The sequence below is a fragment of the Staphylococcus sp. GDY8P119P genome (assembly GCF_017892075.1).
GTDB lineage: Bacteria > Bacillota > Bacilli > Staphylococcales > Staphylococcaceae > Staphylococcus > Staphylococcus ureilyticus.
Window position 1 is genome coordinate 296,108 of the sequence record NZ_JAESKJ010000001.1, and the last position, 25,943, is coordinate 322,050.

The 25,943-nt window shown below is 33.7% G+C and carries 23 protein-coding genes; 16 read left to right on the top strand and 7 right to left on the bottom strand.

Translation table 11 applies throughout. From position 1 onward, the window contains the following. Positions 1 to 297: 297 nt before the first annotated feature. From KA830_RS01310 to KA830_RS01320, 3 genes are all read right to left on the bottom strand, one after another. Entirely contained in the window at positions 298 to 2,457 is a 2,160-nt protein-coding gene (locus tag KA830_RS01310) for an RNA degradosome polyphosphate kinase (protein ID WP_204180322.1), read from the bottom strand. A gap of 67 nt (positions 2,458 to 2,524) precedes the next feature. Beyond that, complete coding sequence (gene ppx / locus KA830_RS01315) at positions 2,525 to 4,054, bottom strand: exopolyphosphatase (protein WP_210122934.1); 1,530 nt, start codon at positions 4,052 to 4,054, stop codon at positions 2,525 to 2,527. 162 nt (positions 4,055 to 4,216) lie between these two features. Next, positions 4,217 to 5,758 (bottom strand): AbgT family transporter, encoded by a 1,542-nt coding sequence (locus KA830_RS01320; protein WP_204180321.1) that lies wholly within the window; start codon positions 5,756 to 5,758, stop codon positions 4,217 to 4,219. A 193-nt stretch (positions 5,759 to 5,951) separates the two neighbouring features. Between KA830_RS01320 and KA830_RS01325 the strand changes: the two genes are divergently transcribed. Beyond that, positions 5,952 to 6,770 (top strand): SDR family oxidoreductase, encoded by an 819-nt coding sequence (locus KA830_RS01325; RefSeq protein ID WP_204180320.1) that lies wholly within the window; start codon positions 5,952 to 5,954, stop codon positions 6,768 to 6,770. A gap of 115 nt (positions 6,771 to 6,885) precedes the next feature. Here the strand turns inward: KA830_RS01325 and KA830_RS01330 are convergent, their stop codons facing one another. After that, positions 6,886 to 7,962 (bottom strand): M42 family metallopeptidase, encoded by a 1,077-nt coding sequence (locus KA830_RS01330; protein ID WP_204180319.1) that lies wholly within the window; start codon positions 7,960 to 7,962, stop codon positions 6,886 to 6,888. A gap of 199 nt (positions 7,963 to 8,161) precedes the next feature. On the opposite strand from KA830_RS01330, the gene KA830_RS01335 reads away from it, so the two are divergent. Beyond that, the gene (locus KA830_RS01335) at positions 8,162 to 8,677 is read left to right on the top strand and encodes a thioredoxin domain-containing protein (RefSeq protein WP_204180318.1); all 516 of its coding nucleotides are present in this window, start codon (positions 8,162 to 8,164) and stop codon (positions 8,675 to 8,677) included. Positions 8,678 to 8,821: 144 nt separating this feature from the next. On the opposite strand, the gene KA830_RS01340 is transcribed toward KA830_RS01335, so the two are convergent. Further along, a complete protein-coding gene (locus KA830_RS01340) occupies positions 8,822 to 10,405 on the bottom strand; it encodes an FMN-binding glutamate synthase family protein (RefSeq protein ID WP_046208801.1) in 1,584 nt (527 codons plus the stop codon). Positions 10,406 to 10,584: 179 nt separating this feature from the next. Between KA830_RS01340 and KA830_RS01345 the strand changes: the two genes are divergently transcribed. The 4 genes from KA830_RS01345 (at position 10,585) to KA830_RS01360 (ending at position 14,333) form a co-directional block, all read left to right on the top strand. Beyond that, a complete protein-coding gene (locus KA830_RS01345) occupies positions 10,585 to 11,358 on the top strand; it encodes a CPBP family intramembrane glutamic endopeptidase (protein WP_210122932.1) in 774 nt (257 codons plus the stop codon). 115 nt (positions 11,359 to 11,473) lie between these two features. Beyond that, the gene (locus KA830_RS01350; RefSeq protein WP_019470105.1) at positions 11,474 to 12,121 is read left to right on the top strand and encodes an ABC transporter ATP-binding protein; all 648 of its coding nucleotides are present in this window, start codon (positions 11,474 to 11,476) and stop codon (positions 12,119 to 12,121) included. Beyond that, a complete protein-coding gene (locus tag KA830_RS01355) occupies positions 12,121 to 12,894 on the top strand; it encodes an ABC transporter permease (protein WP_046206977.1) in 774 nt (257 codons plus the stop codon). Before KA830_RS01350 ends, KA830_RS01355 begins: the two co-directional genes overlap by 1 nt. A 257-nt stretch (positions 12,895 to 13,151) precedes the next feature. Further along, complete coding sequence (locus KA830_RS01360) at positions 13,152 to 14,333, top strand: MFS transporter (protein WP_107525166.1); 1,182 nt, start codon at positions 13,152 to 13,154, stop codon at positions 14,331 to 14,333. Between the two features lie 152 nt (positions 14,334 to 14,485). Here the strand turns inward: KA830_RS01360 and KA830_RS01365 are convergent, their stop codons facing one another. Next, positions 14,486 to 15,856 (bottom strand): CitMHS family transporter, encoded by a 1,371-nt coding sequence (locus tag KA830_RS01365; RefSeq protein WP_204180317.1) that lies wholly within the window; start codon positions 15,854 to 15,856, stop codon positions 14,486 to 14,488. 409 nt (positions 15,857 to 16,265) lie between these two features. On the opposite strand from KA830_RS01365, the gene KA830_RS01370 reads away from it, so the two are divergent. The 10 genes from KA830_RS01370 to KA830_RS01415 all read left to right on the top strand — a co-directional run bounded on the left by KA830_RS01370 (position 16,266) and on the right by KA830_RS01415 (position 24,693). Beyond that, on the top strand, positions 16,266 to 16,862 hold the full coding sequence (locus KA830_RS01370; RefSeq protein WP_046206813.1) for a YdeI/OmpD-associated family protein: 597 nt from the start codon (positions 16,266 to 16,268) through the stop codon (positions 16,860 to 16,862). A gap of 235 nt (positions 16,863 to 17,097) precedes the next feature. Then, a complete protein-coding gene (locus KA830_RS01375) occupies positions 17,098 to 17,658 on the top strand; it encodes a TetR/AcrR family transcriptional regulator (RefSeq protein ID WP_046206814.1) in 561 nt (186 codons plus the stop codon). Between the two features lie 179 nt (positions 17,659 to 17,837). Next, positions 17,838 to 18,725 carry a beta-keto acid cleavage family enzyme gene (locus tag KA830_RS01380; protein ID WP_019470111.1) on the top strand — a complete coding sequence of 296 codons (888 nt, stop codon included), beginning with the start codon at positions 17,838 to 17,840 and terminating at the stop codon, positions 18,723 to 18,725. Then, on the top strand, positions 18,725 to 19,678 hold the full coding sequence (locus KA830_RS01385; RefSeq protein ID WP_019470112.1) for a 3-hydroxyacyl-CoA dehydrogenase NAD-binding domain-containing protein: 954 nt from the start codon (positions 18,725 to 18,727) through the stop codon (positions 19,676 to 19,678). Before KA830_RS01380 ends, KA830_RS01385 begins: the two co-directional genes overlap by 1 nt. Before the next feature lie 12 nt (positions 19,679 to 19,690). Continuing rightward, on the top strand, positions 19,691 to 20,158 hold the full coding sequence (locus tag KA830_RS01390; protein WP_046206815.1) for a thioesterase family protein: 468 nt from the start codon (positions 19,691 to 19,693) through the stop codon (positions 20,156 to 20,158). Between the two features lie 289 nt (positions 20,159 to 20,447). Further along, positions 20,448 to 21,632 (top strand): betaine/proline/choline family ABC transporter ATP-binding protein, encoded by a 1,185-nt coding sequence (locus tag KA830_RS01395; RefSeq protein WP_019470114.1) that lies wholly within the window; start codon positions 20,448 to 20,450, stop codon positions 21,630 to 21,632. Then, the gene (locus KA830_RS01400) at positions 21,632 to 22,267 is read left to right on the top strand and encodes an ABC transporter permease (protein ID WP_019470115.1); all 636 of its coding nucleotides are present in this window, start codon (positions 21,632 to 21,634) and stop codon (positions 22,265 to 22,267) included. Before KA830_RS01395 ends, KA830_RS01400 begins: the two co-directional genes overlap by 1 nt. Before the next feature lie 15 nt (positions 22,268 to 22,282). Then, on the top strand, positions 22,283 to 23,224 hold the full coding sequence (locus KA830_RS01405; protein WP_204180316.1) for an osmoprotectant ABC transporter substrate-binding protein: 942 nt from the start codon (positions 22,283 to 22,285) through the stop codon (positions 23,222 to 23,224). Next, entirely contained in the window at positions 23,224 to 23,916 is a 693-nt protein-coding gene (locus KA830_RS01410) for an ABC transporter permease (protein ID WP_019470117.1), read from the top strand. The genes KA830_RS01405 and KA830_RS01410 overlap by 1 nt, the downstream gene beginning before the upstream one ends. A gap of 15 nt (positions 23,917 to 23,931) precedes the next feature. Further along, on the top strand, positions 23,932 to 24,693 hold the full coding sequence (locus tag KA830_RS01415; RefSeq protein WP_073344091.1) for an alpha/beta hydrolase: 762 nt from the start codon (positions 23,932 to 23,934) through the stop codon (positions 24,691 to 24,693). 199 nt (positions 24,694 to 24,892) lie between these two features. On the opposite strand, the gene KA830_RS01420 is transcribed toward KA830_RS01415, so the two are convergent. Then, complete coding sequence (locus tag KA830_RS01420; RefSeq protein WP_210134058.1) at positions 24,893 to 25,930, bottom strand: acyl-CoA dehydrogenase family protein; 1,038 nt, start codon at positions 25,928 to 25,930, stop codon at positions 24,893 to 24,895. Between the last annotated feature and the right edge of the window lie 13 nt (positions 25,931 to 25,943).

A 25,943-nucleotide genomic window follows, 5' to 3' on the forward strand; every position in this document is an offset into this window, starting at 1 on the left:
CAACAAGTTGGGAAGTGAATAAGTTTACTTTCTCTCTGTCGTTCGNNTAAGTTTACTTTCTCTCTGCCGTTCGAAAGCATAAGAACCACTAACCCAACAAGTTGGGAAGTGAATAAGTTTACTTTCTCTCTGCCGTTCGAAAGCATAAGAACCACTAACCCAACAAGTTGGGAAGTGAATAAGTTTACTTTCTCTCTGTCGTTCGAAAGCATAAGAACCACTAACCCAACAAGTTGGGAAGTGAATAATTTTAAGCATAAGAACCACTAACCCAACAAGTTGGGAAGTGGTTCTTTATCATCGTTTAAACGTATCTTTTAGTTTAGAAAACCATCGATTTTTATGTTGTATGGGAACTTCTTGTGGCAGGGTAGAAGCTTCTTTTAATTTTTGGCCAAATGTCATCGCTTCTTTCATTAAATAAGCCTGTGAATTTAATGGTGATAAATTATTATGAATATAATGATAATAACCTTGTTCGTCCTGATATCGACCTTTTTGGTTATCTGATAATTGTAAATTCATATAATCTAATAAGCGTTTAGCAATTTTTTTATCTTCGACAGGGAACAATATTTCTACACGCTTAATCATATTACGTGTCATTGCATCTGCTGAAGAGAGGTAAATTTTTTCATCACCGTTATTATGGAAGTAATAGATACGAGAGTGTTCAAGGAAACGACCAACGATACTTACTACTTCAATATTATCGCTGACATCTGGGATGCCTGGTTTTAAACAACAAATACCGCGAATAATTAATTTAACTTTGACACCAGCACGAGAAGCTTCAAATAATTTAAGAATAATATCTTTATCTGTTAATGAATTCATCTTCATCATAATTTTTCCATTACCGTTTTCACGATGTGATTTGATTTCTTTGTCTATTCGAGCTAAGAATACATCACGTATGTCGTATGGAGCTACAATGAGTTTATTATATTCTGGTTTCAATGTATATCCACTGAGGTAGTTAAAGAAGTTAATAGCATCTTCTGCTATTTCTTGATTTGTTGTGATAATGCCCATATCTGTATAGAGCTTAGCTGTTTTATCGTTGTAGTTTCCAGTACCTAAATGTACGAAAGATGTGAGTTTGTTATTGTTGCGTTTGACCACAAGCGAAATTTTACTATGCGTTTTCAAATATGTCATACCATAAATAACATGACAGCCTGCATCTTCTAACATTCTTGCCCAGTGAACATTATTTTCTTCATCAAAACGTGCTTTTAATTCAACGAGCACAGTTACTTGTTTACCATTTTCTGCAGCTGTTTTCAAACTATTAATGATTGGTGAATCTTTACTTACACGATATAATGTTTGTTTAATAGCAATCGTGTTCGGATCATTTGCAGCATCACGAATGAAATCTACAATTGGTTCAAAGGATTCATAGGGATGATGAAAGAAAATATCACGTTTTAATGATAAATCAAAAATGTCTTCATTACCCAAAGATTGAGGTGGTTGTGGTAGATATTTATTATATGTTAAATGTTTTAAACTATTAGATAAATGGTCTACAAGATCGAAAAGCAGTGTTAAATCTAATGGACCGTCTACAAAATAGACATCATTATCATGAACTTCCAACTGATTGATAATCCAAACAACGTCTTCATAAGTTGCTTGTCTTCCGTCTATCTCTAAACGTACTGCTGTTCCGCGTTTACGCTCTTTTAAGAAGCGTTCTATTTCAATTAACAAATCTTCGGCACCATCTTCATGGATGGTTAGATCGGCATTACGTGTAATTCTAAAGGTGAAGGTATTTAACACTTCATAGCCAGTGAATAACTCATTAATATAATAAGTGATAATATCTTCTAACATTATAACGTATTGAGTTTGACCTTGATTTAATGTATAAAATCTTGGAATTAATGATGGTATTTGTACAATAGCCGAATTAATTGCATCATCGGTATCAATATCTACAAATATATTCAAGCTTTTATTGTTTAATTTTGGGAAAGGATGATAAGCATCGATACCTAATGGTGTTAATGTAGGTAAGATACCTGTTTTAAATTCACGTTCTAACTGTGGTAATAAAGACTCTGGTAAAGATTCAGGTTTTGTTACTTCCACACGATGTTGTTTTAACAGTTCTACTAATTCGTTATAACGTGCATACTGTAAATCTACATATTTTTTATTTTTTATTTTTATTTGCTCAAGTTGTTCTTTAGGTGTGAGTTGTGCTTTGTTCTCAGGTTTATCATAGCCCATTTTAACTTGATCTTGTAATCCGGCCACACGCACCATAAAGAATTCATCCAAGTTAGAGCTAAATATAGAAATAAATTTTAATTGTTCCAATAAAGGATTGTTTTTATCTTCAGCTTCTTGTAATACGCGATAATTAAAATCTAACCAACTGAGCTCTCTATTATTATAATATTGTGGTAAATTTAAATCTCTCTCTCCCAATTTCTTTTGCATAATTCTAATTCCACCTTATTGTAGTCTTGTTAACATATTTTGCTACGTACAATTTATCATATGAATTTTAAGATTTTGTAAAGATGATAGAAAGATTTTCTTTTAAAATTTTCTCGATATGCTTTTTTTGTCTAAGTGATTGATATTCTTCAGCAATCGGTTCACCAATATAATGGACATACAAAGTATAAGCACCATCTTCTTCTTGTAATGCCACACGTTCCACTGGGCTAGTATGTGATATATTTAGGGCATTTACAAATTTAATAATACCGCCTAAAAATTGAATATAATCCAACTCTTTGCCACGTAGCCATGCGGTCTCTTGGCTATAAAATTTTAAAAGAGATTTATTTTTAAAACTTGCTAACATTGCAAGTTTGACGCGATCTTCATGTGGAAAACCATCAATCATTGAATTCGCTATAATATAATACGTATGTGGTGAACTAGAATCTGCGTCAATAAATCTTCCTAAATAATATAAATATGCACCTTCCGCAAAAAGTTCTTGCTCTTTTTTAGTAACTTGAATTTTATCTAAGTCAATCAGTTGTGATAACAATGATTGAGCCAATTTAACGCGTTGTTTTGCACTAGATTCTTCGATGCTATATTCATTAGCTAAATGATATAATGCATCTTTTCTAATATTTTCTTTTTTAAATTCTTGTGGGTGACGTTCGGATATCAACTTCATTATATAGCCCTCACGTAGCCCTTTGCGTGAGAAAGTGAAGTGGGTTGCATTGATTTGTTCGAATAAAGTTTTGAATACGGATACTGCTGGTAATATGATGTCTATACGGTCTCTGCTTAATCCATCAATATCTTTTAAGTCATCACGTGAACTCTTTTTAATTATTTTATATACCTCATCCATATCTTCTTCAGTCATTGAGTAGTTATGAACACCACCAATGGGATAAGAATGTTCTGACTGATGAATGCGTGCTACGTTACGAGCCGATCCACCAATACCGACTAAAGCAATTTTTTGGTCTTGTAACCATGGTAGCTGTTCGAATTGCTTAGCTATAAATTTTTCCATTGCTTTAATTGCAGATTTATCATTATGATCTTTATCTTCGAAGAATTTTCGTTTTAATGTTACAACGCCAAATGGGAAACTATGCGCTTCAATGATCGTTTTATCTTTGAATAAAGTGACTTCTGTAGAACCACCACCAATATCGATAGAAACACCATCTTCTACATCTGTAGTATGAGTGATGGCATAAAAACCATAAAAAGCTTCTTCTTGATCAGGAATGATTTTGATGCTGATGTCAAGTTCGTTTTTAATGTGTTTGATAATTTCATTTTGATTGGTAGATTGTCTAATAGCAGCTGTCGCAACAGGATGTAATTCGTTTACTTCAAATTTATTAGCGACGCTTTTAAAGCTGTGTAATGTTGTTGTCAACACATCGATACCATCTTGGTTCATCTTTAAATCATCGGTTAAATATTGACTTAAGCGTGCGGGCGTTTTAATATTTAAAATTTCATTTAATCCTGTTTTAGTATCGAATTCAAAAATAACTAACCTTATTGTATTTGATCCGATGTCTACTAATCCTATGCGTTCCATAATCTCCTCCTGTATATATGAGGTAAATAGTTGTTTATAAATTTATTTACCCACTTTTCTCTTTAATATTACAATAAATAGCATGATTTGTGATACATCAATTGAATATTGTTCAATTCATGGTAATGATTTTTATATAGTTTGAAATTTAATATTGTTTTTGACTTATTCATTGATGTGTAAAGGGCCTCCAGGGCCTAATGGCCAGCCAAGTAAGTACCATATAATCATGAATATGGGCCATACAATACTTAGAATAATGGTATAAGGCATTAAACTAGATAACAGTGAGCCTAATTTCATGTGTTTATCATATTTTTGAGCATAAGATAAAAGTAATGGCAAATAAGGCATCATTGGCGTAATTGGGTTACTAATTGAATCTCCAATTCTATACAACATTTGTGTGAATGCAGGATGAAATCCTACAATTATCAGCATTGGAATAAATATTGGAGCAAGAATTCCCCATTTAGCAGATGCACTACCGATTAATAAGTTAATGAGCGCACCTAAAAAAATCACTCCTAAAATAAGGACGATACCGTTTTGATCTTGAAGTACTTCAGCACCTTGTACTGCTACAATCACACCTAAATTACTCCATTCTAAAAATGCCAGTAATTGTGCTGCAAAAAAGACAATAACAATAAAAGACCCCATAGAAGCCATAGAATCAGCAAGCATTTTACCTAAATCTTTAGAATTTTTAAATTCCTTCATTAACATGCCGTACACCAAACCAGGCACCAAAAAAATAAGTAAAATAATTAAACCAACCCCATTAATAATAGGAGAATCATTCAATAAACTGCCAGTTTTGGCATTACGTAAGAAACTATTTTGTGGTATTGCCATAATGATAAGTAAAATAAGTGTAGTGAAAAAGCTTATATTTGCCCAAAACACAGCCTTACTTTCTTTAAGTGTTAATCCTTTATTAGTATCATCCACTTTAATATTAGACTGTGTATCGTCATATGAGCCTAAACGGGGGATGACAAAACGCATTGTAACCCAATAAATTGTTGGCAATAATACAACAACACTAGCTGCAATAAAGTACCAATTCATCGCTACATTAACTGCAATTTTATCAGAAACAATCTTTGTTGCTGGTTCTGTAAAGGCATAAAGCAATGCATCTGACATTCCTATCATGACATTCGCAGAAAAACCACCAAGTGCTGATGCGTAAGCCATCGCTAACCCGGCAATAGGGTGATAGCCTAATTTTATGAAGACCATCGCTGTTAACGGTGGTAAAACAATCGTTGCAGCATCTCCTGCAGAATTGCCAATAATACCTATAAGTATTATTACAGGCACAATGATTTGCTTGGGTGCTTTATGAACAATTTGTACCATTAATTTATCAAAATAACCTGTTTTCTCAGCAATACCTACCCCAAGCATCACTGATAATACTAAACCGAGTGCAGGGAACTCAGAAAAGTTTTTGATTGCATCATTCAAAATCATAGCAATACCATCTTTGCTTAAAATATTTTTGATGCCAATGGTATTACCTGTTCCAGGATGTTTTACTGTGACATGAAAAAGTGAAACAACCCATGTAATGATTGCGAGCCCAAGACACATTAGAAAAAACAATATACTTGGATCAGGTAATCTATTACCAATTTTTTCTACAATATTCAGAAATTTATTTATAATTGTCGATTTTTCTCTCGTATTTGACCCCATTATTATTACCTCCCCAATAAGTTATCGAAATTATAACAAACTCATTTTGAAATGAGTATGATAAATTTTATGTTTCCAAGCAAAAGGCATCTATGAATGCTTTATACAAAGGTTTTAAAATTGATTTAAAAAGGAAATGTATTACAGATAAATTAATATTGAACAGTAGGGAAATGAAAGGGGAAGTTCATAGATGAGACGATTAGAAAATAAGATTGCTGTGGTAACAGGCGCTAGTACTGGCATAGGATCTGCTTCTGCACAAATATTGGCAAAAGAAGGGGCACATGTTTTAGCGATTGATATTTCTGCATCTGTACATGATACAGTAAAAGTAATTAACCAGGGCGGTAATAAAGCTTCAGGATATAATGTAGATGTATCAGATGCACATGCAGTAGAACGGCTTGCGCAATCTATTAAAGAAGATTATGATCATATTGATATTTTATGTAATAATGCTGGTATTGATAATGCCGCTGGACGTATTCATGAATTTCCAATCGATGTGTTTGATAGAATTATGAATGTTGATTTAAGAGGTACATTTTTGATGACTAAATTCTTTTTACCACTAATGATGTCAAATGGTGGCTCTATCATCAATATGGCGTCATTTTCTGGAAATGCTGCAGATTTAAATCGTTCAGCATATAATGCTGCAAAAGCAGGTATCATCAATTTCACTCGATCAACAGCGATAGAATATGGACGTGAGCATATCAGAGCGAATGCAGTCGCACCAGGTACGATAGAAACACCACTTGTAGATAAATTAACAGGTACTAAAGAAGATGAACAAGGAAAAATATTTAGAGAAAATCAGAAGTGGGTTACGCCTTTAGGTCGTTTGGGCACACCTGATGAAGTAGGTAAACTCATTGCTTTCTTGGCTTCTGATGACAGTTCTTTTATAACTGGTGAAACCATTACAATTGATGGTGGTGTGACGGCATATACTTGGCCAGGAGAAATGTTGAGTGATGCGCGTTGGAAAGATTCTACAGAATAATTTAGAGTGAAAGTGATATTATTTGAGTTTAATAGTTATTAAGAAGCACCAAAAAGCCGTAAACATTAGTGGTAGCACTTTGTTTACGGCTTTATTTTTTATAGGTTTGAGTGGTTTACCAAATGATGTTATCTACGGCATCGTCGTTTAAAGATTTAACGATTTCAGTGACTAAGGCAACCGAATTTTTATAGTCATCTGTATGCAATACAGAGACGTTTGAATGCATATAACGTAGAGCGACACCAATAGAGACCGTAGGCACACCTTCATTGGCAACATGAATACTTCCAGCATCAGTACCGCCACCAGGTGTAGAATCTAACTGGATATCTATATTATGTGCTTTAGCTATTTTTTTAATATGGTTTGTAAAACCAACATGACCTATGTTTGAAGCGTCCATAATAATGACTACAGGTCCTTGTCCAATAGCTGTCTCGCTAGTTTGGCCAGACATGCCTGGTGTATCATAGGCAACAGCTACATCGACAGCAAGAGCTAAGTCAGGTTTAATCTTATTAGCTGCAACTTTAGCGCCACGAAGACCTACTTCTTCTTGTACGTTAGCGCCTGAAACTAAATTAATATCAATGGATTCTTGTTTAAGGTTGTTTAAAACGTCTACAGCAAGGGCGCAACCATAACGATTATCAAAAGCTTTGGCAGTTAAATACTTGCTATTAGCTAGTGTTTCAAACTCACTGTATGGTGTGATCATATTGCCAATTTCAATGCCGAATTGTTCAGCTTCTTTTTTACTTTTAACTCCAATATCAATGAACATATCTTTTATTTCTACATTTTTTTTACGTTCTTCGGGTGATAAAGCATGTGGTGGTTTGGAGCCAATAATACCTCTGATTTTCTTGCCTTCATCAGTTGTGACAGTTACTTTTTGAGATAACATCACTTGGTTCCACCAACCACCAATAGGTGTGAATTTTAAAAATCCATCTTTATCAATTTTAGTAACTACAAAACCAATTTCATCTAAATGACCTGCCACCATTAATGTCTTATTACCAGTAGAGGTCGTTTTTTTACCGAAAATACCTCCCAGATTATCTTCAATAATTTCATCACTTACTGGCGTCAAATAATCACACATAAGTGTTTTTACTGCTTTTTCATGACCTGCAATACCGTCAACATTTGTTAATGATTCTAGTAATTTTATTGAATTGTTCATGTTATACCCCCTAATCAAATATTTATATTCATTTTATCATGAACTTCGATATAAGCTAATTGTTTGAGCTTTGTGTTATTAATTTAATTTACATAACATTAGATGAAGTTTACGTTGCACGCTATTGTAAGGCTAAACGTGTGCATTCAATACCTGTCCATGATTCAATATAATTATAAACAAAGTGGAGGGATAGACGATGACAGAAATTAATTATTTAACAATAGGCTCAGAATCAGCACCGATTAAAGTTGAATCTTTTATCAATTTAGCTTGTCCATACTGTAAAAACTTCTTTTTCGCTGCAGACACTGTATTAAAGCCATTCATTGATCAAGGGAAGGTTCAACATACAATTAAACATTTTGATAAAACGAAGCAAGGCTTATTAAAAGGAACAATAGCAAATATATATTTAAACTATCAACGACCTGAAGAAACCTTAGATATTATTCGTGAGTTATACCAAACACAAGCTCAATGGAAAGTAAGTTTTTCGACAATTGAAGCCAAAATGGAAGAAGAATATAATCTTACACCTCATAAAGAAGCTGACGATCGTTCGTTAGCGATTCATGAAGAAGCATTTGAAAGAGGAATTAAAGGCATTCCGACCGTTTTTATTAATGGTAATTTATTTGAATTCAATCCATTGGAAGATCAACAAGAAACGATAGAATCTAAGCTAACAAAGCAATTGAATCACTTTGTATGATAATGAACCATCGGACTTAAATATCTATTTGCAAAATAAATACGTCTGGACATCAGTGATTCGTCCCAGACGTATGCTTATCTTATCCTTCGAAATGTTGTTGAAGCTTATTTTTAACAAAGGTGTTTGTTTTAATCTTTGAAGTTAATTATGATTTAGTAAGTTTAATTTATAATCATGTATGGATTGAATGTTACCGTCTTTCTTTTTGATAATGATGTGTTCTTTCGATATCTGAGTTGGGGAAGTTACACCTACAGCGGCAGCAATGTTAAATAAGCCTTCATGTAAGCTGGTTACAAAATTAGTGACGCGGTATTTTTTTTCATCTATAATTAATCCCTTTTCACGTTTTGGATCTGTTGTTGCAACACCTACAGGACATGTGTTCATATGACACTGCCTACTCATAATACATCCGACACTAATCATCATACCTCTTGCAACGTTGACTAAATCAGCACCTAGACCTAATGCAATCGCAATTTTATCAGGTGTTACAAGTTTCCCTGAAGCAAATACTTTAATTCGATTGCGTATACCATACTTTTCGAGTACACCTGTTAAGATTGGTAAAGCAGTGAATAAAGGTAAACCTATGCCATCTTGCAATTCTTGAAATGTTGCACCAGTGCCTCCTTCGCCGCCGTCAATAGTAATAAAATTCGGAAACTGATTTGTTTCAATCATTGTTTGTGCGAGCGCTTCTACTTCTGATACTTTGCTGATTACAATTTTAAAACCAACAGGTTTTTGACCTACTTTTTGTAATTGTGTAACCCAGTCTAATAAATCGGTTGGATTATCTATAGATTCAAAACGGTTAGGGGAATTAATCGTCCTCCAAGGTTCAACATTACGAATATCAGCAATTTCTTGTGTGACTTTATTACCTTGCATATGGCCGCCTCTTGTTTTTGCACCTTGTGCTAACTTGATTTCAAAAGCTTTGACCGTATCTTCATTTGCTAAACTTTGGAAAGCATTCATATCAAATTCTCCCGATTTATCTCGTACGCCAAATAAACCTGGACCTATTTGAAAGATGATATCTGCATCGCCCGATAAATGGTGTTTTGATAAACCGCCTTCACCTGTATTCATCCAAGTTCCAGCTTGTCCTAATCCTTTGGATAGCGCCGTGATTGCATGACTTCCTAATGCGCCATAACTCATTCCTGATTGACCAACAAGCCTTTTAAGTTTGAACGGATGTTTCAGTTCAGGACCTAAAATAATGGCATCTTCATCTGTTAAATAAAATGGATCTATCTCTGCTTTTGTGCGATGTTCGTCACGATTAAAGAGTCGTTCATTATCAATTGTATAAATAAATGATGAAATCAACGGTGATTGATTAATATGTAATTCTTTAGATTGCAACGGAAACATCGTATTTTGAATGTAAAACCCATCTTCATAATCCTTTTGTGTACCAAAACTAGTCATTCTTGAATTATATTTACCAGCTAATACAATATTGGTGTAATCATTACGAGAAAAAGGTTTGCCTTTGGTATCTGCTAAAAATAAATATTGGCGTAATTCTGGACCTATTTTTTCACCAAAATATCGAATACGTGCAAGTAATGGATAATTGCGTAAAACGCTATGTTGCTTTTGTCGTTTATCCTTAAAAAGCAATACAGCCCCTAAAACAAGTACGCTTATTAAACAAACGACAATGATTACGTTGACGATAAACTGTAAAATAGTCAAAATAGTCATGTAACATTCCCCCCTTAATATAGTTATATAATACAATAAATTATGCAATTTACAATGTGTTCCACTGTAAAGGGGTAGAATGGTTAATTGTAATTTTCAAATAGAAAAGTAAATCAACTTATAATAATGATAAAATATTGTGTTATATTATTGTTAAACAGCTACAAGGAAGGTGACATATGACTGACAAATCATCAGCAACGCCATTAACCAAAAAGCATATATGGGAGCATCAGAAAATTGTTAAAAAAGACTTTTGGTTAATCCCTATATACATCATTGCTAATTATCTTATACCACTTATATTAACGCTGATATTAATCGTATCATATGACATTTTTAATATTGGTAGTAAGTATCGTTTAAGTGATATGAATATACTGATTTTTGGTGGTGTTATTGCTGAAATATGTATCATCTTAAGTTTTTATGGCATGCATACTAAAGATAATATTACAGCAATTGCGATCAACAGGTTAAAATCAGTTCGTAAATATATTTTGCTTATTTTTATAGCATACATATCTACGCTCTTGTTGAATAATTTATATGATTGGCTTATGACTTTTTTACCGAAGTCATTACAATATCATGAAACACAGAATCAATTGATTTTAGAAGCACTATTTCAAGACAATTGGATGCTCCCATTTTTATTTTTAGATATTGTTATTTTGACGCCGATTATTGAAGAGTTATTATTTAGGCATCTCATCATTCATGAATTAGGTAAAAAAATTACATATGCTGCTGCAAGTGTATTATCAGTTATATTATTTGCTGGTATTCATGTATTAGGGGCTACATCCCCATTTGAAATCGGAAGCTATATTTTTATTGCGATTGGTCTAGTATTTGTATATTTGAAAAGTGGGAAAAACCTAGCAGTATCCATATCACTGCATGCTTTTAATAATTTAATATCTTTTATTGCGATTGTATTTTTAAAATAATGTTTACGTGTGATATTTAATGTTGTGTTTTGAATAAAACGATTGAATGCTAAAATGACAGGAAATCAAACAGTCGTAATAGGGTATAAACTATATATGACCTAGGAGGTTCAAAATGTTAGAGCTTAGAAATGTTTCATACCAGGTGGATAACCGACAAATTATCAATAACATTAATTTGAAAATCGAAGCAGGAGAAACGATTGCGATTGTTGGGCCTTCAGGAAGTGGCAAAAGTACTTTGTTACGCTTAATGAATAATTTGATAAGTCCTACAGAAGGGGAATTATATTTTAATAATCAAGTATATGAAGATATTAGTCCAGAAAAGTTAAGAATGGAAATTAGTTATTTATTACAAGAAAGCGATTTGTTTGAAAGTACTATTGGTGATAACTTAGCTTTCCCCGCTCAAATTAGAAATGATAAGTTTAATCGTAAAAGAGCTAAAGCACTTTTGAAGTCGGTAGGGTTAGGTCATTATAACTTTGATACAAGCGTAAACCATCTTTCTGGTGGGGAGCGGCAACGTGTTACGATTGCGAGACAGCTAATGTATAAACCCAAAGTATTATTATTAGACGAAGCAACAAGTGCTTTAGACGTACATAACAGTGAAAAAATTGAATCTTTAATCTTTAAGCTTGCAGAGGAAGGTACAACAATTTTATGGATTACACATAGTAACGATCAAAGTATGAGACATTTCCAAAAGCGCATTAGAATTGTGGATGGACAAATTGAGAAGGAGGAGGAATTATGATGAGTACCACTGCTTTAGTACTTACTGCGACACTCCTACTTTTTCCAATCATCGTGTCATATAAAGAAAAATTACACATAATTAAAGATTTACTCGTTGCAACTTTAAGAGCAGTTGTTCAATTGGTGATTTTAGGTTATTTACTTCATTTTATATTTGATGTAAACCAAACATGGTTGTTGCTCTTGTTTGTATTGATCATCATTATTAATGCATCGTGGAACACGATCAGTAGAGCTTCACCTGTGATGCATCATGTATTTTGGATTTCTTTTATTGCCATATTTATAGGTGTAGCGCTACCATTAGTCGGTATTGTGATCACTGGCGCAATTGAATTCAAACCTAATGAAGTAATTCCAATTGCAGGCATGCTTGGAAGTAATGGTTTGATTGCTATTAATCTTGCGTATCAAAATTTAGATCGTGAATTCGTTAAAGAAATGAGTCAAATCGAAGCCAAATTGGCATTAGGTGCTAATCCAAAACTATCTTCCAAAGGAACGATCCGTGAAAGTATCAAAACGGCAATTGTGCCAACGATAGATTCAGTGAAAACGTATGGTATTGTTTCGATTCCTGGTATGATGACAGGGTTGATTATCGGTGGTGTAGATCCATTGGAAGCTGTTAAATTTCAACTTTTAGTAGTATTTATTCATACAACAGCGACAATTATGTCAGCGTTGATTGCAACATACTTGAGTTATCGTCAATTCTTTAATGAACGAGACCAATTAATTGCGCGACATATCCCCAAAGACAATCGTTAAAAGTTTTTGATGTATATTTGTTATAATAAACATGATGACAATTACTAAAATCAAATCTATTTGATGAGAAATTTTAAATTTAGATGAGCAGGAAACGTCCAGAAGTATCAAAATGGTTATTGATATTTCTTGCGTTTCCTGTTTTTTGAAATGAATTTAATAGCATGTATTGCTAAGTATTCATATATATTGACGAATGGTTTATAATGTAGCAGTTATAGAATTTTTCAAATCAGATTAAAGAGAGGAGGATATTTATGTCAGTTATGCGCATATTTACCTTTATATTAAGTATATTTATTGTAGGAATGGTTGAAATGATGGTTGCTGGTATTATGAACTTGATGAGTAGTGATTTACATGTTTCTGAAGCAATCATTGGACAATTAGTTACCTTATATGCCATTACTTTTGCAGTAGCAGGACCTATTTTAGTAAAGCTAACGAATCGTTTTTCACCACGAATGGTTTTATTGTGGGCACTGTTAACATTTGTTGTAGGCAATATCATTATTGCGATTGCGCCTAATTTTTCTATTTTAGTGATTGGACGTATCTTATCATCTGCAGCTGCAGCATTAATTGTGGTTAAAATATTAGCTTTAACTGCGTTATTAACTGCGCCACAACACCGAGGGAAAATGATTGGTATTGTGTATTCCGGCTTTAGTGGGGCAAATGTTTTTGGTGTGCCAATCGGGACAGTCATTGGTGATTTAGTCGGTTGGAGATATACGTTTTTATTTATTGTGGTTATTAGTTTATTCGTTGGTATTCTAATGTATATATATGTACCGAAGCTAAGTGATCATCTATCGTCAAACACTGACACAGAGACAAGTTCAAATCGTTCAAACGCTTATTCCAAAGTGTTAAGACCCGCTGAAGTTACAAAATATTTAGGTATCACGTTTTTATTATTAGTAGCCAACTCGGTGACGTTTATTTATATTAATCCGTTAATCCTTTCCGGTGGGCATCAACTATCCTTTGTGTCTATTGCATTATTAATCAATGGTATTGCAGGTGTAATCGGAACATCAATGGGTGGCTTTTTATCAGATAGACTTACGAGCAAACGCTGGTTGGTTATTGCGACAGCCGTATTTATTGTTATGATGCTTATTCTTAATATGTTTTTACCAGGTACAGGTTTATTACTCATGATTATTTTCATTTGGAATATCATGCAATGGAGTACGAATCCAGCTGTGCAAAGTGGCATTATAGAACATGTTGAGGGTGATACGAGCCAAGTGATGAGCTGGAATATGTCTAGTTTAAACGCAGGTATCGGTATCGGCGGTATTGTAGGTGGATTAGTAGTATCGAACTTAAATGTCTACGCAACGACTTATTTTTCAGCTGCAATTGCGTTTGTAGCATTTATTTTAGTGATTAGCCTTAAAAATGTCGCTAAATACAATAAAGCATCATGATTTGAGCATGGGTTAATGGTAATATAAGACTGCAAAATTTAATTATATATAAATAAAACAGGGCGTGGAACATTGAAATGTAATTTCAGTTCGACACCCTGTTTTTTAAATTTTTGTGCAAATGTTTTTACTAAAGTCACACAGTTTAGAACTTAAAATGTAACGACTCCGATTAACATAGCGATAATTAACATGACGATGGCAAAACCCCATATCCAAAAGAACGCATACTTTATATATGTTCCCATATTTGCTTCTGCAAGCCCTATTGCTAACCATAATGCAGGTGAAAATGGACTGACAAACGTACCGATAATATTTCCAATTAACATTGCATATGCTGTTGACACAGATGACACACCAAACTGACCGGCTGTCTGTTCAACAATAGGTAAGATTGCGAAATAATAAGCATCCGTACTCGTTAATAAATCTAGTGGTACACCGAAAATACCGACAATAATGTGTAAGTATGGCCCTACGGCATTCGGTATAATGTGGATGAAGCTTACTGCTATTGCCTCAAGCATACCAGTTTCATTAAGTACACCTAAAAACATACCCGCTGCAATAATCACGGCAGCCATCATAAGTGCATTTGGCGCATGAGCCTTAAGCCTACTCATTTGTTCGTCTACATTTGGGAAGTTAATAATTAAAGCAATCGCAACACCAATCATAAATGCAAATTCAGGCGGAGCGATATTAGCTAGCATTACTACGATGATAGCGAGCGTAAGTATCACGTTAATCCAATTAATCCAAGGTTTCGTAACGGCAACACCACGAATTGGAAATTTAATATCTTGATCTTGTTCGTATATTTCAACCAATTTATGTATATCCACATCTTGTGTATTAGTTACTTCTCCCGAATTGATTTTACGTTGTATAATTGCTTTTTCTCGAAAACCTAAAAATACAGCGAATAGTAAAACTAAAATAAAACCGATAATCTGAACAGGTATAACACCATACCATAATTCATTGACATTCTTAAAATGAATTACTGAAGCTGTACGAGCCATAGGACCACCCCAAGGCACCATGTTCATAATCGATGCACTCAGTCCGAGTAACAAAAGTAGTAGATACCGATTCATATTTAGTGCTTTATACAACGGTAATAATGCTGGTATTGATAATAAAAATGTTGTGGCTCCAGCACCATCGAGTTGCGCGAATATTCCGATAAGTGCAGTTACAATACAAACAACTACAACATTACCTCTAGTAAGTAAAATCAAACGCTTTACCAATGGTTTAAATAAGCCAGCGTCACTCATGATGCCGAAGAAAATAATTGCAAAAATAAACATGATGACGACGTTAATGACTTGATCTAAACCACTATTAAAGAATTTTACTAAATCGCCTATATTGTAACCTAATATGAGTGCCCCTACACTCGGTATTAAAATCATGCCTACAACTGGACTAATACGTTTAGCAATTAGTAAACCAACAATGGAAATAATAATAATTAGCCCCATAATTGTTAGCCAAACACTCTCTTGTTGCATAAAATATCCCCTCCAAATATTAAAGCGCTTACAAAAAACTGAACAATGATTGTTCACACTTCTAAAAAGTGATTATTTATAAGTGTAACAGAGAAAAGCGAAGTGTATCAGTAATATATATAAATACTTATATAATTTTACTTATATTAAATTATAAGTAAAACAAATGTATTTTTGAATTGTATTAGTATGACAATATATAGGTTTTGTATCAGAGTAGTGTGAAGAAGATCAATAAAGGATTATCTAAATTGAGCACATTTAAAAATGGTTTGAAGAAATATTTTGAATTATTAAAGATATAAATAAGTATTATATTCTTAGAAAATAAGACGTTAACATGATATAAAAGATAGTATGGATTAAATGTATATATTTATAGTAAAATTAAAATAAAAGGCGGTTTTTTATGAGTGAATCAATTAAAAACGATAAAGTAGATGCGTTTATTGAACGCTTAGATCAATGGCAAGATGCTTTTAAAGTATTAAGAAATATAATCAATCAAACAGAATTAACAGAAGATTATAAATGGATGCATCCTTGTTATACTTTGGACAATAAAAATGTTGTCATCATTCAAGATTTTAAACATTATTGTGCATTGTTATTTGAAAAAGGTGCCATTATGAAAGATCCATATCATACTTTAATTCAACAAACGAAAAATGTTCAAGCTGCTCGCCAGTTGAGATTTGAAAGTTTAGACGAAATAGAACAACGTAAAGACGAAATTGCTTGGTATGTAGAAGAAGCCATTAGAGTAGAAAAGTCGGGTGAAAAAGTACCGATGAAAACGACAGAAGAATTCGATATGCCTGAGGAATTGAAAAATAAATTAGAAGCTTCGTCAGAGTTAAAAGAAGCATTTAATAATTTAACGCCTGGAAGACAACGTCAATATATGTATTATATAGGTCAAGCTAAACGTGCTTCAACAAGGGAAAATAGAGTTGAAAAGTATATCAATCATATCCTAGAAGGTAAAGGCATGAATGATAAGTAACCAATTAAGCTATAGCATGACTTAAGTCTTCAATGACAAAAAAGTGTTCGTGGTTGTCAAAATTTTTTAATCGTATTTTAGTTGAACCAAACCATCGTATTTATTTAAAAATAGATAACGCGTCGTTTATAAAATCTAGATTAATCTTGCAACTTTGTCATTTATCGTTTATAGTTTGCTCAAATATAAATATAGTAGATGAATCAAGTAATATTTTGTAAGAGAAGGTGTAGATATGGCAAGAGTGTCTAAACGTATTCAACTATTAGAAGCAGCAGCGGCTATCGTAAATGAGCAAGGTAGTGAGTATTTAACACTTGATGCAGTTGCTAAAAAAGCAGGTGTTAGTAAAGGTGGTTTACTGTATCATTTTAAAAATAAATTCGCATTGATACAAGGACTTGTGGATCATGCAGATGAGTTGTATCGAAATAATGTGAATGAACATGTTAAAAATGAGACACAAGAAGTTGGCAAATTATTGCGTGCATTTATTGAAGCTACTAGAGAACACCGTTCAGAAAATGCATCAATTACTTCTGGTATGCTGGCTGCACAGGGTATTAATAGTAATTTATTATTACCACTACAAGATACCTATAAAGATTGGCAAGAAAAAATTGAAAAAGATGGCATTGATAAAGTCGATGCAACAATCATACGTTTAGCAGTGGACGGCTTATGGTTATCGGAAATATTTGGACTAGACGCACTTGATGAAACAATGAGAGCAAAAGTTTTAGAACGACTAACATCTTATACAGAAAACAAACAAATCGAATTAAAAGATGCATGAAAAAGTTGAAATTATAAAAAAATAATAAAATTTTCGATTCGTTGAAAGTATTGATGCTATAGGGATAAGTGATGACAAACCATCACTTATCCCTTTTTTTAGCTGTAGCAAGGGTTGAAACTAAACCGTCCGGTTGGTACACTATCAACTGTGATCAAAACTCTGTTGGAGGTTTATATATGAAAAAAGTTATGCTAACAGCAGCTTTAACAGGTGCTGGAGATACTGTAGAAAAAAATAAAAGTGTTCCTGTAACACCTCAGGAAATTGCAGATTCAGCAATTAAATGTGCGAAAGCAGGGGCTACTGTTGCACACATTCATGCACGTGACCCAGAAACAGGCGGCATAAGCCATGATGTTGAATTTTTTAAAGAAGCAGTAAGATTAATAAGAGAAGCTGATGAAGATATTATTATTAATATTACTTCAGGTGGTGGCGGAGATTTTATCCCTAACCTAGAAGATCCATATACAGCAGGTGAAGGTTCAGATATGCAAACACCTGAAGAAAGACATGAAGCGATTGGCGCATTATTACCAGAAATGTGCACACTTGATTGTGGTAGTGTGAATATGGGTGACGCTGTTTACTTAAGCCCAGCTGATTGGTTAAGAAAACAAGCACAATTAGTAAAAGATGCAGGTGTAAAACCTGAATTAGAATGCTTTGATAGTGGGCATATTTCATTTGCAAAACAATTAATTAATGAAGGTCTCATTGAAGGCGAACCCATGTTCCAATTCTGTCTAGGTATTCCATGGGGTGCTGAAAACGATGCAGAGACAATTGAATATTTTAAAACACGTATTCCTGAAAATGCACATTGGTCAGCTTTTGGTATTGGGAGAATGCAACTACCTACTGTAGAAGAAGCGGCGAAACGTGGTGGAAATGTCCGCGTAGGTTTAGAAGATAACTTGTATTTATCAAAAGGTGTTAAAGCTTCAAATGAACAACTAGTTGAACGTGCAGTTGAAATACTAAAAACATTAGATATAGAGCCAATGACACCGGCTGAAGCGCGTGAGCAATACCAACTTAGAGATCCTAAAGGAGGCAAATAATGAAATTTGCAGTTGTAGGTACGGGCGTTATAGGTAGTGGTTGGATTACGCGTATTTTAGCGCATGGTCACGAAGTAATTGCGACAGATCCCAGTGAAGGTGCTTATGAAAGCATGTTAAAACAAGTGAAACAAAACTGGCCATATGCTGAGCAACAAGGTTTAGCAGAGGGGGCGTCTTTAGAGAATTTATCGTTTACGGTAAGCTTAGAAGAGGCTGTTAAAGATGCAGATCATATTCAAGAAAATGTTCCAGAAATTGAAGAACTAAAAGCACAGGTATTATCTGAAATCGATACCTATGCACGTCAGGATGCCATTATTGGTTCTAGTACTTCTGGCATTATGCCTTCAGAATTACAACAGAATTTAAAACATCCTGAACGTTTGGTTGTTGCACATCCGTTTCACCCAGTATACATTTTGCCATTAGTTGAAATTGTACCTGGTAAAGAAACAACTGAAGCTGTCACAGTAGAAGCAGAAAAAGTGTACGAAAGCATTGGTATGGATGTGCTACATGTCAGACATGAAATTGAAGGACACATCGCAGATAGATTGATGGAGGCACTATGGCGAGAATCATTACACATTGTTAATGAAGGAATAGCAACTACTGAAGAAGTAGATAAAGCATTTACCCATGCAGCAGGTTTACGTTATGCACAGTATGGACCATTTATGACATTCCATCTTGCTGGAGGAGAAGGCGGCATGCGTCATATGTTGAAACAATTTGGTCCAGCACTGAAGAAACCATGGACAAAATTAATTGCGCCTGAACTAACTCAGGATTTATATGATAATGTGGTAAATGGTTGTGAAACGGCTTCACAAGGGCAAACGATGTCAGAATTAGACCAAAAGCGTAATGAATTCTTAGTTAAAGTGAAAGAATTAGCTGAAGCATATTGGCCAGAAGACACTGCATCAATGAAAAAGGGTATTAAATAATTGGAGGTTCATATGACTCAATTTCAATATCAAACCACTGTTAAAGATATTTGGGTCGATCATAATCAGCACATGAATGACGCTGAATATAATCGAGTATTTAGTGATGCCACAGATGCATGGTTGGCATCACTAGGCTTAGATGTGAATACAATTAAAAAATTGAATTATACAGTGTTCACTTTAGAAAATCATGTAGTGTATTTAAAAGAAATAAGCGTAGCTGAGCTTATTACTGTGAACGTAAGTCTATATGATTATGATGCCAAACGTTTACATGTTTTTATGACTTTAGTAGATGCTCAAAATAACCGTTGTGCAACATATGAAGTAATGCTTATGGGCATGGACACTACAATAGGCAGACCTGCAGCTTTCCCTGAACAAATAAAAAATGCTATAGATGATTATGCTAAAGTTGGAACAATTCATGAAGCGCCAAAAGAATTAGGTCGACTGATTGGCATAAAACGAAAATAATATTTTTGAAACATTGTTTTGAGCTATTGAATTGATAATTAATTTCAATAGTTTAATTAACAAAACTTAAGGTTATAAATTGTTTATTTTCATTTGTTGAGTTATCTTAATAGATATAGGATGAAAAAAATTAGTCAAAATTGATATTTTTGACCAACACATGAATAAAGTAGGGCTAGTTGTGCTACATGTTTTTACTTATTTTCGGATTTGTATAACATACACAGTTAGCCCTATATTTATAAATGAAATGTTAAATGAAAATACAAATATAGAAAGGAATTAACACATGTTAAGTATAAAAAACTTATCTAAAGTCTATGGTGGCACAAAAAAAGCTGTAGATAATATATCATTGGAAATCGAATCTGGTGAATTTATAGCGTTTATCGGTACGAGTGGGAGTGGGAAGACTACTGCTTTAAGAATGATAAATAGAATGATAGAGGCTACAGAAGGCGAAATTGCAATCAATGGTAAAAATGTGCGCAAAATGAACGCCGTTGAATTACGTAGAAAAATTGGTTATGTGATTCAGCAAATTGGTCTAATGCCTCATATGACCATTAAAGAGAATATAGTCTTAGTACCTAAATTATTAAAATGGTCTGATGAAAAGAAAGAAAAAAAAGCTAAAGAATTGATAAAATTAGTAGATTTACCAGAAGAATACTTAGATAGATATCCTTCACAATTGTCTGGAGGACAGCAACAACGTATTGGTGTTGTGCGTGCTTTAGCAGCTGAACAAGATGTTATTTTAATGGATGAGCCATTCGGTGCGTTAGATCCAATTACGAGAGATACATTACAGGATTTGGTTAAAGAACTGCAACAAAAATTAGGTAAAACATTTATTTTTGTCACACATGATATGGATGAAGCGATTAAATTGGCAGATAAAATTTGTATTATGTCTGAAGGAAAAGTCGTTCAATATGATACACCAGATAATATTTTACGACATCCTGCAAACGATTTCGTACGTGACTTTATCGGTCAAAATAGATTGATTCAAGATAGACCTAATATGAGAACCGTCAAAGATGCAATGATCCGACCAGTAACTGTACATGCAGATAGTTCATTAAATGAAGCGGTTAAGGTTATGAGAGATCGACGTGTCGATACATTATTTGTCGTAGGTAATAATGATAGATTACTTGGATATTTAGATATAGAAGATATTAACCAAGGTTTACGAGCTCATAAAGAACTCATTGACACAATGCAACGTGATATATACAGAGTAAGAGTAGATAGTAAATTGCAAGATACGGTGCGTACGATATTAAAACGAAATGTAAGAAATGTACCAGTTGTAGATAGTGATGAAGAGACATTGATTGGACTAGTTACAAGAGCAAACTTAGTTGACATCGTTTACGATAGTATTTGGGGCGAGTTAGACGAAGATGTTAGTGCACAAAAAAATGCTATTGTTGAGCCCGATAATGTAGGAGCTGATAAGTAATGAAAGATTTTGTAGAGCAGTATGGTGGTCAACTGATATCAAAAACCGTTGAACATTTCTATATCTCAATCATCGCTTTGTTAATTGCTATCGTCATCGCTGTACCATTGGGTATTTTATTATCAAAAATGAAAAGAACATCTAATATTGTGCTAACTATTGCTGGTGTGTTACAAACGATACCAACATTAGCAGTGTTAGCAGTCATGATTCCAATCTTTGGTGTGGGTAAATTACCTGCAATTGTAGCTTTATTTATTTATGTATTATTGCCAATCTTAAACAATACTGTATTAGGTGTGCAAAACATAGATGATAACATTAAAGAAGCAGGCACAAGTATGGGTATGACACGTTTTCAATTAATGAAAGATGTGGAACTACCGTTAGCCTTACCGCTTATACTAGGAGGTATTCGTTTGTCTTCTGTTTACGTAATTAGTTGGGCAACTTTAGCCAGTTATGTAGGCGCAGGTGGTTTAGGTGATTTTGTATTTAATGGATTAAACTTGTATGACCCATTAATGATTGTAAGTGCAGCAGTATTAGTGACTGCGTTAGCATTGATCGTAGATTTCCTACTGTCACTAGTAGAAAGATGGGCTGTACCTAAGGGATTAAAAGTATCCAGATAATTTAAGGAGGACATTATGAAGAAATTGAAACAATATTGTATTGTGCTTGTGTTGTGTCTGACGGCCTTATCTGGATGTAGTTTACCAGGATTAGGTAGCAACAGTTCAGAACAAGATATTAAAATCACAGCACTTGCAACAAGTGAATCACAAATTATGTCTCATATGTTGAGACTGTTAATAGAACACGATACAAATGGTGAAATTAAACCCACTTTAATTAATAATTTAGGATCAAGTACCATTCAACACAATGCGTTAGTAAATGGTGACGCGAATATGTCAGGTGCTAGATATAATGGTACTGATTTAACTGGTGCCTTAAATGAAGATCCAATTAAAGATCCTAAAAAAGCTATGGAAGCAACTCAAGATGGTTTCCAAAAAAAATTCGACCAAACCTTCTTTAACTCTTACGGTTTTGCTAACACATACGCATTTATGGTCACTAAGGAAACAGCAGAAAAATATAATTTAGAAACTGTATCTGATTTGAAAAAGCATCCTGAACTTAAACTCGGTGTAGATAGTTCTTGGTTAAACCGTGAAGGTGACGGTTATCCTGGATTTACAAAAGAATATGGGTTTAAATTTGATACTATCAGACCAATGCAAATTGGTTTAGTATATGATGCATTAAACTCTAATAATTTAGATGTAGCTGTAGGTTATTCAACAGATGGACGTATTGCAGCGTATGACTTAAAAGTTTTAAAGGATGATAAACAATTTTTCCCACCATATGATGCAAGTGCGGTTGCTACGAATGAATTGTTAGATAAACATCCAGAGTTAAAACCAATCATCAATAAACTAGACAAAAAAGTTTCGACATCTGAAATGCAAAAACTTAATTATCAAGCAGATGGTGAAGGACAAGAACCAGCAGTCGTTGCTGAGAACTTCTTAAAAAAACATAATTATTTTGAAAATGATAAGAAAGGTGGTCAAAACTAATGGAAGGTAATTTATTACAACAATTAGTAGAATATTATTCAGTCAACTATGGCTACCTTTGGGATTTATTTTTAAAACATTTATTAATGTCTGTTTACGGTGTACTCTTTGCATCTATTGTTGGTATTCCAATTGGTATCATAATTGCAAGATATAGTAAGTTTTCTGGTGTTATTATTACTATCGCGAATATTATTCAAACCGTTCCGGTTATTGCAATGTTAGCGATACTCATGCTTGTCATGGGATTAGGTACTACTACAGTCGTGGTAACAGTATTTTTATATGCGCTATTACCGATTATAAAAAATACTTATACAGGTATAATGGGTGTTGATGCGAATATTAAAGATGCTGGTAAAGGTATGGGTATGACACGAAATCAAGTATTAAGAATGATTGAGTTACCTTTATCACTCTCAGTCATATTAGGTGGATTAAGAATTGCACTGGTTGTTGCAATTGGTGTTGTAGCAGTTGGTTCATTTATTGGTGCACCTACATTAGGTGACATCGTTATCCGAGGAACAAACGCTACAGATGGTACAACGTTTATCTTAGCTGGTGCGATACCAATCGCATTAATCGCTATTATTATAGATGTCGGTTTAAGATTATTGGAGAAACGTTTAGATCCTGCACATAAAGCAGAAAAAAGAGGTAAAACTAAGCCGCAAAGTATTAATGAATAGAAGGTCGTGAAATCATTGGCACTATTATCTATTAATTACAATTCAAAGACAATAGGTATGCATCATCATTTTATGGTAATTCTTCCAGAGGATGAAAGTTATTTCAAAAAAGGTACACAGCCTAAACCACTAAAAACACTATTATTACTGCATGGTTTGTCTAGTGATGAAACTTCGTATATGCGTTACACAAATATAGAGCGCTATGCGAATGAGCATCAACTTGCAGTTATTATGCCTAATGCAGATCACAGTGGTTATAGTAATATGGTTTTTGGTCATAAGTATTATGATTATGTGCTAGAAGTACTTGATTATGCACATCAAATTTTACCTTTGTCACAAAAGAGAGAAGATAATTTTATCGCTGGTCATTCCATGGGAGGTTACGGAACAATCAAGTTTGCATTAGCTGAGGGACATCGATTTGCAAAGGCTTGTCCCTTATCGGCAGTATATGATGCTCAGACGTTCATGGATTATGATTGGTACGATTATTCTGGAGAAGCAATTGCAGGTGTTTCAAAAAATGCTACAGGTAATGACTTAGACCCATATTATTTAGTTGACCAGGCAATTCAACAAGGTAAAGAGATACCAGATTTATTAATTATGTGTGGTACAGAAGATGCACTACATGAAGATAATAAAAAATTTATTAAATATCTAGATGAAAAGCAAATTTCATATTGTTTTGAGGATGGGCCAGGTGAGCATGACTATGCTTATTGGGACTATGCTATCAAACGTGCTATAGACTGGTTAGTAAAAGGGTAATATATGGTGACTCATATCACTGAGTAACGTTTAAAGTCGAGACGACGAAATCAATTTAAATACAAAATGGCTAATCCACTTGATGATGATAGGGATTAGCCATTTATTTTTATATTAGACGATCATTTTATATCATTGTCGAATTTTTGATGTCGTCATTATGTTTCGATGATTTTGATTTTCCATCTATACTCGTTTACTAAACTGTAGTGCGGTATTCTTCTTCTAATTTTCCTAAATGTCTCAATGTAGGTGTAAGTGCAGCGAAAAAGAAACCTTCTTTCAATTTACGAGCTTGTGGCGCACGTGGAGAATATGCTCTAGAACCACCGTTTACCATCGAAGCTTGATTTACTTCTAATAATAGGTAACCAGCTTCTTTTTTAATTTTGATCAGTTCAGCAAAATTATCGTCTAAATCATCGTTTTCAATAATATGATAAAACGCGTTTTTAAGCTGTTTATATTGGTTTTCATACGCATTGATATCGAATTCTAAGTATTTATTGATGCCATTTTGTGCGTCAGAAAATTTATGAATTAAATCTAACGAAGCTCTGATTGAACCGAGCGCTATAGGAATTTGTAAAGCTACAAATTGTGGTCGAATGGCAGAAGCAAAACTTTTTGCTTCTTTTGTTATAATTTGTGATTCAGGAATCTCTACGTTTTTCATTTCAATAGCAAATGTAGCCGACCCATTGACACCTAAGAAATTTGATTTTTCATCTAAAGTTATACCTTTTTGATTCGCTTTTACAATAAACATCACTAACTCATCTGTATCATTTGCTTTAGAAATTGCTCCAAAATAATGATCACACGCAATATTACTTATTGCAGGTAATTTGCCATTAATAATTAATGTGTTGTCATTATAATGATGTGTTAAATTGAATGATTCTAAATCGTTAAAAGATTTCATAGGGTTAGATAAACCTGTTGCTCCTAAAATTTCTCCATTTAACAACTGTTGCTGTAAAGTTTTATTTAAATGTGGTTGATTTGCGTGTTGTAAATAAGTTGAAAATGCTAATTGACACCATAGACAAAAACCTGTAGTTAAGCAGGATTTTGAGACTTCTTCAATGACTTCTAGATTATTTTTTAAGTCATTTTCAGAAAAATAGCCATCTCTAAATAAGCCTTGAATGAATGGTCGTGGGTAATAACTCCCTTCATCAATTTCAATAACATAGGGATCTAATTCTGTTTCAATACGTTTTTGTAAAGTCATATAAATTACTCCT